Source organism: Clostridium punense (assembly GCF_017874425.1).
Taxonomy (GTDB): Bacteria; Bacillota; Clostridia; order Clostridiales; family Clostridiaceae; genus Clostridium_J; species Clostridium_J punense.
Genome location: NZ_JAGGLL010000092.1, coordinates 1 through 1388, shown reverse-complemented (window position 1 = coordinate 1388; position 1388 = coordinate 1). Strand labels below are relative to the sequence as shown.

1 protein-coding gene is annotated in these 1388 nt (G+C 31.2%); it reads right to left on the bottom strand.

Annotation, left to right across the window (positions count from 1 at the left end; all coding sequences use genetic code 11):
- Positions 1 to 56: 56 nt before the first annotated feature.
- A protein-coding gene (locus tag J2Z44_RS21360; protein ID WP_152513251.1) for an IS3 family transposase occupies positions 57 to 1312 on the bottom strand; the annotation gives its coding sequence in 2 pieces (ribosomal slippage) (positions 57 to 991 and positions 991 to 1312; 1257 coding nt in all).
- Positions 1313 to 1388 lie beyond the last annotated feature (76 nt).

The following is a 1388-nucleotide window of genomic DNA, read 5'->3' as shown; positions in this document are numbered from 1 at the left end:
CGGATTAACCCCTTCGTTTTGGACAAAACCTAATAAATTCTTCGATTTTCTTAGATTTACACTCTTATCTGAATATTAGTTGTATCCTCTCCAAAATAAAGGTTGTAAAATTCTTTTGGTGACATAAACTTTAAACTTGAATGCATTCTTCTATTGTTATAAAATTCCATGAATTCGTTTACAGTTCTATATGCTTCTTCATAATTTTTAAACTCATTAATTTTTAAACATTCATCCTCAAGTATTCTGTGGAATGCTTCTATATGGGCGTTTTTATTTGGAGTTTTTACAGGTATTCTCTCATGTTCTACTTTAATTTCTTCGCAGCATTCGCTGAATTTATGGCTAACAAATTGTGGTCCATTATCCGTTCTTATTACGGGCTTTTTAGCACCTTCTTCAAATAGATTTCTTTTAATTAAGCATTTTCTCAGTAGTGCTGTGGCATCCTTAGCCTCGCAGTGTAGCCCCATATGATAATCAATAATACTTCTATCAAAAATATCAATTAAATTAAGTAGATAGAAAAACTTATCTTCACCTTGAATATACCCATATTTAATGTCCATTTCCCATAATTGATTTGAACCTGTTATAGTTCTGTTAATTGCAATAGTTCTTTTTACTTTTTCCTTGATTACTCTCTGATCCTTGAGAATATGTAGTTCCTTACATAGCCTATAAACCTTTTTAGGGTTGATTATAAGGTCATAATATTTTCTTAGATGATAAGTTATCTTTCTGTACCCATAGTTAATGGCATCGCCATCAATTGACTCTAAAATAAACTCTTTAATCTGCTCATCACATATCTTTTTGTCTTTCTTAGTTACACTGTACCCTTTAGGCTTACCGCCCGTAGGTTTTCTCTTTTCTTTGCCTTCTACACTTAGGTTATAGTAATAGGTTGACCTGCTAAGTTTAACAATCTTTAAAACAAAAACTGCGTTATATCCTTCATCAATGTATTTTTTTGCTATTTCTACTTTATCTTTAGTTGAGGGTTTGCTTTTTTTATTAGGTCTTTAAGAATTGCTATTTCTAAGTCTTTTTCTCCTAAAAGTTTCTTTAATTGATCATTCTGTTTTGTTACCTCTGATAATTCATTTTCAAGTTCTTTTTCTCCCCCAACTAAAGCCTTTCTGCCTGGTTTAACCTTAATCTCATCCTTATTTTTAGATTCCTTTATCCATGTAAATATAGTTGATTTTGATATTCCATGTCTTCTAGAAACTAAGGATACATTACCTACCTCTTGTACTTCCCTCAATATCTCTTCCTTTAACTCTTTTGTATAACTTCTACCTTTCATTTCTTTACCTCCATTCACTTTATACATTATACTGAATGTATAAGGAATTGTCCAAGATAGTTTCGGGGCTTAAGAG